The sequence below is a fragment of the Blautia sp. MCC269 genome, from assembly GCF_018785655.1.
In the GTDB taxonomy this organism is placed as follows: Bacteria; Bacillota; Clostridia; order Lachnospirales; family Lachnospiraceae; genus Blautia_A.
Window position 1 is genome coordinate 185,172 of the sequence record NZ_WQQE01000021.1, and the last position, 9,239, is coordinate 194,410.

Sequence of the window (9,239 nt, forward strand, 5' to 3'; positions counted from 1 at the left end):
TCCCGCTCACCTCATTTCTTCGCTGTCCATGATCATATAGTCCATCTGTGTTAGCGTTGTAACGTCAATAAAATCATCCGATGCCAGGAATACATCATACTTTCCACTTACCACTCTTGATAGCATCATTGTGTTACTGTACTCTTTCAGATCTACGGAAAAACCGGCCTGTTTCAACCTGTCACAGAGTTTCTTAGCATAACTGACAAGCGGATAATCCGTCTCAGATACATATAACCGAAAACTAATGTCCGTTTTCATGAGATCTGTTTCATTTGTTTCCGAATCGTCCAGTGCCAATTCTTTTAATTTATTCCGGGTGTTCTCGTTGTCGAGACCATCTGACATCATATTAATACCGAGAACATAAGAGCCTTCCAACTGTGCGGAGGCTTGAGCCGCCTTTTTTGACTTCGGTGTTGCTCCTGTGACTGCATCAATCATAGAAGGCGGTGAATGCAAAAGTGCACCGAAACCTGCAAGAAAAACAATTGTAACTGCTAACAGAATCAATTTCCGTTTCACATTGCCACCTCGTTTCTTATTTTTTCAAAATCCTCATTGCGTTCAAGACGGCAATTATGGTAACGCCTACATCACCAAATACAGCTTCCCACATTCCAGCTATACCCAGAGCACCAAGGATCAGGAACACACTCTTAATTCCAAGGGCAATCACTATATTCTGCATGACAATCTGTTTTGTCGCTTTTGCCACATCAATCGCATCCACCAGCTTAGATGGTTCATCTGTCATCAGAACCACATCCGCAGCTTCAATGGCCGCATCTGAACCAAGACCACCCATTGCGATACCAACATCCGCACGAGCAAGGACAGGAGCGTCATTGATACCATCACCAACAAAAGCTAATTTGCTTCCCTGTCTCTTTTTACTGTCTAAAAGCTCAACCTTTTCCACTTTTTGATCAGGAAACAGTTGTGCATAATATTCATCCAACTGCAATTCTTCCGCAACAGCCTTTCCGATTTTTTCATCATCACCAGTAAGCATGACTGTTTTTTCCACACCGATATGTTTCAAATCAGAAATTGCTTTTTTGCTGTCCGGCTTTACTTCATCTGTTATCAGAATGCATCCGGCATATTGACCATCTACGGCTACATAAACCTTTGTACCAACTTTTTCACAGGCTGTGTACTCCACATGCTCTGAATCCATAAGTTTCGTATTGCCAGCATAAACTTTCTTCTTTCCTGCCATGGCACTGATTCCATATCCGGAAATTTCCTTGTAATCAGAGATAACTGATTGGTCAATTTCTTTTCCATAAGCAGAGAGAATGGATTTTGCAATAGGATGGTTAGAAAAGCTCTCTGCCTGGACCGCATACTCCAGAACCTGTTCTTTTGAAAATCCATTTGCAGGCAGAATATCAGTCACATTGAAAACACCCTTTGTAAGTGTTCCAGTTTTATCGAACACAATAATGCTGACATTATTAAGCGCCTCTAAATAATTACTTCCTTTTACAAGAACACCTCGTTTAGATGCCGCACCAATACCTCCGAAGAAAGTCAGCGGGATTGAAATGACCAATGCACATGGGCAAGATACCACAAGGAAAACAAATCCTCTGCGAATCCACTCTGTCCAACCTCCACCAAGAAGGATCGGTGGCAGAATTGCCAGAATAGCTGCTAAGCTTACAACAACAGGAGTGTAATAACGTGCAAATGTAGTAATGAAATTTTCTGTTGGTGCTTTTCTACTGGACGCATTCTCCACAAGATCAATAATCTTTGATGCAGTAGATTCACCAAATGCTTTCGTTGTCTTAATCGTTAAAACACCTGTCTGATTCATACAACCGGAAAGTGCTTCGTCTCCTTTATGAACGCTTCTCGGAACCGATTCTCCAGTTAAAGCCCTCGTATCCAGCATAGAATCTCCATCCAATACCACACCGTCTAATGGGATTTTTTCACCAGGCTTTACAATAATAATCTCACCAATGGCAACACTTTCAGGAGATATGGTAATCAATTCTCCGTTCCTTCTGACTGTAGCACAATCCGGACGTATATCCATTAAATCTGATATAGATTTTCTGGAATGCTCAACAGCCAATGACTGGAAAAATTCACCAACTTGATAGAACAGCATAACAGCAACTGCTTCCGGATATTCACCAATGACAAAAGCACCAATCGTAGAAACGCTCATCAGGAAATGTTCATCAAACACACGTCCCTTTGAAATATTCCTCACAGCCTGCCATACAACATCCCCGCCAAGAATAATATAGGAGACAATGAGAAAAACTAACTCGACAGGCAGTGGCACTTTCGCAAAAACTGTCAATGCCATACCAATACCATAGATTGCTGCGCCAATCGCTAAACGAATCGTCAACTTCTTGTCCTCATTGTTATAGGATGTATTGGTATCCTGTTTTTTTGCAGGTATATAGTATTCCTGTGCAATTTCGGAAACTTCTACATCTGGCTCATGGCTGTGGACAATCGTTTCAATCTGACTGGCTATTGTATTTGCGGCAGCTGGAGCAACATTGATTGTCAGCGTCTGCTTCATCAAATTTACAACTGAGGATTGTACACCATCCAATTCTCCGACTTCTTTTTCAATTTTTGCGGAGCAGTTCGGACAGTCCAAGCCTTTTAATAAAAATATTCGTTTCATAATGACCTCCTTGTAATTTGTTTAGTTGCTCAATTGCTCAACTATAATGCTAAAAATATTATTTCTGCCATAGATGCTCAAATCCCTTATCAATAATCTCTTTCACATGATCATCTGCCAGAGAGTAGTAAACTATCTGCGCTTCTCTACGGAATTTTACCAAATTCGCAAGACGCAATGCCTTTAACTGGTGTGAGATTGCGGATTTCGTTACCCCCAGTAGCACAGCAAGATCACATACACACATCTCACTCTGTTCCAGAGCGTGTAAGATTTGTACTCTGGTACCATCTCCAAATAGCTTAAATAAAGATGCCAACTGGATATAATCATCTTTGGGTTGCATCTTGGATTTCACATCATTCACAATATCCTCATGAATCACATCACAATTACAAATATAAGACGGTTTAGACATACACTTACCTCGTATAATCGAAGTTGAATAGTTGTTCAACTATGATTATATTCATTTTTTGTTCTATGTCAATAAGATTAGTAAATATCTTCTTGGATTTTTGTTTTTAACTGCTTAATACTTTTGTACCGCATCAAAGAATGTGTAGATGAGTTTGAATATAAATTCAAGGACTCCGAAACAGGAAAAATTAAAAAGTTCAAGATAACAGAAAAAAGGATTGTTACTTTTAATCCCAAACTAGCCAAGAAGCAGATATATGAGATTAACTTCTCTTTTTTCTTTTCGTAAAGATTCCTCAAAGTATCTTCCTTTTTCTGATATCTATAAATGAGCAAAGTTCGTGATTTTGCAGAAAAAAAAGATACCTCGATTCCGGATGTTATATTGAAAGCGACCAAAAGCTCCGTTTTTCGAATCAACGAAAAACTCCACAATGGCAAACAGGGCTTTGCCCTAACAAAAAAAGGCTTCACACCACGACCACCGCCGCAATGCAAAGCCTCATCACTCACTATTATATTCTTGTCACAAAATCCAGCGAGATCCACCCATTCCGCTCTTTCTCATACGCTTTCAGCAGCCCCCACTTTGATGCTCCGACACCGTCAGCCTCAGCAACAATAGTAAAACAGCCAACACCCGTATATTTTCCAACCTTCTCCTGATCCGTTCCCGGCTTCTTCCGGATATTCAGATCCGAAATCTCCACACGAACCAGATACGGACGAAACACCTCTTCCTGCTTCTTATCCACGGAACTGTACACTGCCTTTCCATTCTCATCAAACACCGAAAACCCCGGATGCTCGTCTGCACTTTTCTTTGCGTTTTCCAGCACCTTAAATGCCCCCACCTGGCTCTCCGCATCCTGCCAGTTCTTCCTCACACGGTACCAGATCTCCTTTTCCGTCTTCCCGCCATCAAACCGTGTCAGCCCATACTTCTCAATAATAACGCAAATCTTCTGCACATATAAACTATCCGTTGCATAGCCGCCATCCTTAATAATCTGGACAGCTTTCCGGTAATCCTTCTCCCCAGCCAGTCCTGCATATCTCTTTTTCTTCCCATTCATCGCTCCCAGAAGATAAGCCGAATGATCCGCAATCGACTGCTCCACGCAGGCATACTTCCGGAAATCCGCAGTCACAGTGTAAAGCTTTCCAGTTCCATCATCCTCCTGCGTTTTCTTCCGGTACTTACTGGTTCCATCCCAGGCACTTCCGCCCCAGCTATTCCCAGACAGCATACATTTCATTCCAAAGCAGTTATTTGCCTTCTGCGCCAGTTCCGTCCTGCCATAACCCGATTCCAGAATAAACTGTGCCGCAGACACAGATGCCAGAATCCCACTGGTTTTCATATTCTCTGCACACAGCACTCCAATCCGCTCAGCTGCCTTCTCATCGGAAAGCCCCAGAAACACAGAAGCCTGCGCCCCTCCAGCTTTCCCAGACATAGCAGCCTTCACAGCTTTCCTGAATCCAGACATCGTATAAGGCAGTCCCAGACCTTTCCACAGATGCTCCGGATCTCCATGATTTGTTGCAATTCCCCTTGTGTGTCCCTCTCTATGGGAAATCACCACACCATCTGCCAGAGGATCCAGACCAAACTTCTTACAAAGCATGGCAAACAGCTCCACCGCAGCTTCATACGTCCGCACCGCAGATGCTCTTGCCTTCTCCAGATCAGAGCAGGTAAAACCTGATCCGCTGGTATACCGGATACAGGCAGGCTCACACATCTCCACACCAATATGCGTATTATTTCCACTTCCCTTACTTCCAGCGCCACAGTGCCAACCCCTGTGGTTCCAGGGCAGCGCCTGATACACCGTTCCATCATTCCCATCAATGAAACCATGCACACATGCACTTCCAAAAGAAGCGCGATTCCAAGAATCAAGAAAGACCTGTGCCCTCGGCTGCGGACATCCAACCGAGTGAAGCATCAGGCCTTTTACCGTAATCTTTCTCCCTGCAGTATAGCAGGGGTTCTTTGTCAGAAAACTTTCAACCAGTCTCATTCCCCATCACTTCCTTCCCCTCTGTCATGCAGCTGTTCCAGCACATCCTTCATCTTCTGCGGGATCGGCAGTCCCAGATGCCCTGCATTCTCCAGCAAACTCACACCCTCATTGGAAATATAGAAAAAAATCACTGCTGTCCTCAGCACAGATCCATTCCCGATCACAGCCACATCCAGAATGTTTGCCATTCCCACCAGCAGAAAAATCAGCACCTTCCTGCAAATCCCCCGGAATCCCACCTCACTGGAAAGCGTATGATCCGCAAAAGCACACATCACCCCGGTCAGGTAATCGATCACCACAAAAGCGATCAGGGCATACAGAAGCCCGTCACAGCCTCCCATAAACCAGCCCAGCCATCCGCCTGCAGCCATAAAAACCATCTGAATAAAGTTCCAAAATTCCTTCATGCCAGAATCCTCCTCCCATGAAAAAAGCAGCCCCCATTTCTGAGAACTGCCATAAATAAGTTTTCTATCTCCATGCCTTGCGGCAGAAAGACCTACATTGTTTCCTCCGTCAGCGTATACGTGATCTTCATCGTTTTGTCTGTATTCTTCACCACTGCTGACGAAAGATTATTAATACTTGCCAGATAAGGCGTCAGAAGGTAAGCACACCTGTGCTCCTTCCCGTAACTGCCGCCCCACATAAACACAAAGTTCTTATACTGGAACAAAGGCGTTGCCATGGCTTCAAACCTTGCACTCCCCTGTGTTTTGATCACCCTGTCATCCGCCGTGATCTGGAAATCCCCTGCCACGATCATGTCACCGAGAAGCGTCATATACACCTCACAGGAACCAGCCTCCCCAAGGGATTTCAGTTTGGAAGTAAATCCCAGCGGGATCAGCGTCACATCCGCTGAATTTGCAACATTGATCTTATAAACTCCCTTCTTATCATAAGAAGGCACATACAGATACCCCTTCCTCACACAGCATTTTACATTCCGCTCCGGATAGGAACCGTCCTTTGCCCTTGTGCCCACTTCCGACAGCTTCGCCTTGGACAGTGTCCAGCTTCCCTCCGTAAAGGAATAATCCTTTTTGGAGATCCGGATCCACACCATCTTCGCATCCCCGGAAGCATTCGGCTCATTGGAAAATCCATACCAGTATCCGTCATGTCCGTCCATAAATTCCCCGTACTTCGTGTAATCCCCCAGGAACGTAAAACTTTCCGTTGTCAGTGTCTGTTCCTCCAGTACGATATAAGTGGTATCATCCAGCTTCTCATTCAGCCCGATGTTAAACACCGGGATCCTGATCTTCGTAATGGTCACACTGGAAGTCCCAAAGGTGATGGAATACAGCAGGTTCTTTTCAAAATCCAGTTCCACTGCCTCAAACAGTGTCATCTGCTTCGCCTTCGGGATATCCCCGATATCCACCTTTTTCAGAAGCAGGAACGTGCTGGCATCCCCTGCCGCACTGCCAAAAGCATTCTGCCCGCCCAGGGCACTGGTCAGTGCCACAGCTGCAATATTCCCGTTTCCCTGGCTGGGAGTGAACTCCCACACAAACTTATATCCATTGTCCAGTTTCTTGCTCTCCGTCTGGTTCAGGCTTCCCCTCGCCACATTGGAACCGGAATTAACATTGTTGGAAGCATAAGCCACCGGCAGGTTCTTCCCCTGCTCGTAAATATGATCCGCCTTTTCTTCCAGCACTGCCGGAAACAGCAGGATCCCGCCGATCATGTTCGGGCAGATGGGAAGCAGCGTCCCGTTCCACAAAACAGAATTGTCATACTCTCCGCTGGCTTTCAGATAAATCCCCATGGGATTCAGCCCCAGAATATTATTCACCGCTTCTGTGATCATGTTCGTCTCCTGCACGGTTTCCACCGCACCCGTATTCGTATCGGTCAGTTCAATGACCATCTCACCTTTTAATCTCATCACACGCCCTCCATTTCTACCGGCCTGCAGAAACCGCTGATTCCCGCTTTCTCAGCAAAATACACCTCAAAGCCTCTGTTCACTGTTTCCTTCATCTGCATGGACAGCGAATCCCGAAAAACATTCATATCCAGTCCTCCGCCAATGGCAAATCTCGTGGTATAATCTTCCACCTCAAGCTTTCCATCCCATGCTTCCCCAGCCGCCATTGCCTGTCCGCTGACAGAAGCAATGCAGTCTCCCACATCAACTGTCCCGCTTCCATTCTCCATCCAGAGATACACATTGAACGTATTCGTATAATTGGCAACGATCTTCTCAATGGGATAATACAGTGACAAAATATGTTTCCCGGAATGCCAGGTCTCCACCGGACAATGCTCCACAATCTCCTCATTGTTAAATTCAAAGACCACACGGCAGACCGCCAGTCCGTCCTCCTGCCACTTCACCGGCAGGCTCACATCCACAGAAATTTCAGAACCACTCCCGGATCCTGCATCTGCTCCACCGGAAGCCTCATCGCCACTTCCTGTATTCTCATTCCCGGAAGTATTTCCAGCCCCATTCCCTGCCGCATCATTTTCAGAGCTTCCTGCATCCGATGCCTCCCCGGTTCCATCAGAACCACCCGTACCACTTCCAGTTCCGCCGCCGCTTCCGCCCGGAAACGGAATCACCACAGTCCCGGAAGCCTCCGCAGACCGTTCCACCGGATCCGCAGCCACATCCACAACAACCTGTGCAAAAAACTGCATATGGTTTTCCTCAGAAGAAGCAAACTGGATACTGATCAGCTTCACCTTTGTCTGCCCGATCTCATGTACGGAAGCATTGGTAAACGTGTGGATCCCGATCTTCCCAGTCTTCGCATTGTCTTCAATCTGATTCAGCAGCCCCGAAATATTCTTGTCATTCCTTGACTTTGCCTGAGCCAGCCTCGGGTTCTTCCCCACACATTTCAGGCTCTGCTTTCCCCCGATCTTCTGTCTGATGGAAGTGATGCAGGTGATCTGTCCCTCATCCGCCTGTCCTCCTGAAAATGTCAGCACATCCCCCGGATCCAAGGCAGGATTCCCGATGGTATCCGAATCAAAAGGCACATACCGGATCACAGACAGATCTGCCAGGATATTCCTGCACAGCATCTCCCTGGTCTCCTCAAGCCCAAACTGCAGAAGCGGATTCACTCCCAGATTCATAGTCAGCCCATTATCCGGATCCAGAGCATAATACTCTGCAATCTGCGTCTGCTTATTCGTGGAACTCACCGCCGTATACCTGGTAATAAAATCCGAAAAGCTGGAAGAAAACCGGTGTCTCTGCTCCACCTTCATCACAGGATCCTTTCCGTACTTTCTCAGTTCCAGCTTCCCCTCCCTGTTAATAATAAAGAAACCTCCCAGAACCTGTGCCACATAAAACAGCACATCCCGGCAGGTCTCAATATCATTTTCAGTATAAACAAAAAGCGTCACCCCGCCATTCGGCATGGCATCAATCTCCGCCCTCTTATTCACAAGCTCCACTTTGCATCTCTTACAGCACAAAGCAATAAAATCATAAGCAGTCCCCACAGTCTCAAACCCGTTGAAACTCTTATCAAACCGCAGCATAAAATCATAGGCTTTCAGTTCCAGGCACTTTGCCAGACGGTTCGCCTCACTGACCTCAAAAACTCCCATCGGCACATCTTCCACAGAACCATCCGCCAGCACCAGATGAAACACCAGCGTCACCAGCGCATCCTCCAACGTATATCTGTCAATATCACTCAGAAGAGTGATCCCCATCTCCGCCGCATACACCGTCCCCAGCTCAATCTCCGTACTCCCGCAGCACTGCCTGGAAATATACCCGGAACCCTTCACAATCTCCTTCGCCCCGAACTCATACGTCATTCCGCCCTTGGTAACGATCGTACCCGTCCAGAAATATTTTCTTGTATTACTCCTGACTGCCCTCAGAAAAGCATCCGACACAGAATACATCCCGCCACCTCCATTTCCCCCACGAAAAAAGCACCAGCCAACTAGGTGACTGATGCTGTGTTATGTTATTGTTTATCACTACAACCTGGAATTTATCGTCTTGTTCCATTCTTATCAAAATTCTTTTTTAATGCTATTTCTGTTGGAAGAATAGACCCAATTAAAGGAATAAGTTGAACACCACAGATAATTCCTCCTATACTCCCAACACAATCTTCATTTTTTCC

8 protein-coding genes are annotated in these 9,239 nt (G+C 45.9%); all 8 read right to left on the reverse strand.

All coding sequences use genetic code 11. From position 1 onward, the window contains the following. Positions 1–6: 6 nt before the first annotated feature. Positions 7–525, reverse strand: coding sequence for a DUF6921 family protein (locus GPK88_RS07775; RefSeq protein ID WP_107001871.1), 519 nt, complete (start codon positions 523–525; stop codon positions 7–9). 16 nt (positions 526–541) lie between these two features. Then, on the reverse strand, positions 542–2,665 hold the full coding sequence (locus tag GPK88_RS07780; protein WP_215707658.1) for a heavy metal translocating P-type ATPase: 2,124 nt from the start codon (positions 2,663–2,665) through the stop codon (positions 542–544). A gap of 58 nt (positions 2,666–2,723) precedes the next feature. Next, on the reverse strand, positions 2,724–3,083 hold the full coding sequence (locus GPK88_RS07785) for an ArsR/SmtB family transcription factor (RefSeq protein WP_021650476.1): 360 nt from the start codon (positions 3,081–3,083) through the stop codon (positions 2,724–2,726). 77 nt (positions 3,084–3,160) lie between these two features. After that, positions 3,161–3,634 (reverse strand): hypothetical protein, encoded by a 474-nt coding sequence (locus tag GPK88_RS07790; protein WP_044960782.1) that lies wholly within the window; start codon positions 3,632–3,634, stop codon positions 3,161–3,163. Next, positions 3,601–5,115: a glucosaminidase domain-containing protein gene (locus GPK88_RS07795; protein ID WP_215707659.1), complete on the reverse strand. Its 1,515-nt coding sequence runs from the start codon at positions 5,113–5,115 to the stop codon at positions 3,601–3,603. Before GPK88_RS07795 ends, GPK88_RS07790 begins: the two co-directional genes overlap by 34 nt. Further along, a complete protein-coding gene (locus tag GPK88_RS07800; protein WP_195565774.1) occupies positions 5,112–5,528 on the reverse strand; it encodes a phage holin family protein in 417 nt (138 codons plus the stop codon). Before GPK88_RS07800 ends, GPK88_RS07795 begins: the two co-directional genes overlap by 4 nt. 92 nt (positions 5,529–5,620) lie before the next feature. Further along, positions 5,621–7,021, reverse strand: a complete 1,401-nt coding sequence (locus tag GPK88_RS07805; RefSeq protein WP_215707660.1) for a hypothetical protein — start codon at positions 7,019–7,021, stop codon at positions 5,621–5,623. Then, a complete protein-coding gene (locus tag GPK88_RS07810) occupies positions 7,021–9,012 on the reverse strand; it encodes a hypothetical protein (RefSeq protein WP_195565770.1) in 1,992 nt (663 codons plus the stop codon). Before GPK88_RS07810 ends, GPK88_RS07805 begins: the two co-directional genes overlap by 1 nt. Between the last annotated feature and the right edge of the window lie 227 nt (positions 9,013–9,239).

Excerpts from the sequence above, each read along its gene's own strand:
- GPK88_RS07780 (WP_215707658.1), bottom strand. The coding sequence starts at position 2,665 with ATGAAACGAATATTTTTATTAAAAGGCTTGGACTGTCCGAACTGCTCC.
- GPK88_RS07785 (WP_021650476.1), bottom strand. The coding sequence starts at position 3,083 with ATGTCTAAACCGTCTTATATTTGTAATTGTGATGTGATTCATGAGGAT.
- GPK88_RS07795 (WP_215707659.1), bottom strand. The coding sequence starts at position 5,115 with ATGAGACTGGTTGAAAGTTTTCTGACAAAGAACCCCTGCTATACTGCA.
- GPK88_RS07800 (WP_195565774.1), bottom strand. The coding sequence starts at position 5,528 with ATGAAGGAATTTTGGAACTTTATTCAGATGGTTTTTATGGCTGCAGGC.
- GPK88_RS07805 (WP_215707660.1), bottom strand. The coding sequence starts at position 7,021 with ATGAGATTAAAAGGTGAGATGGTCATTGAACTGACCGATACGAATACG.
- GPK88_RS07810 (WP_195565770.1), bottom strand. The coding sequence starts at position 9,012 with ATGTATTCTGTGTCGGATGCTTTTCTGAGGGCAGTCAGGAGTAATACA.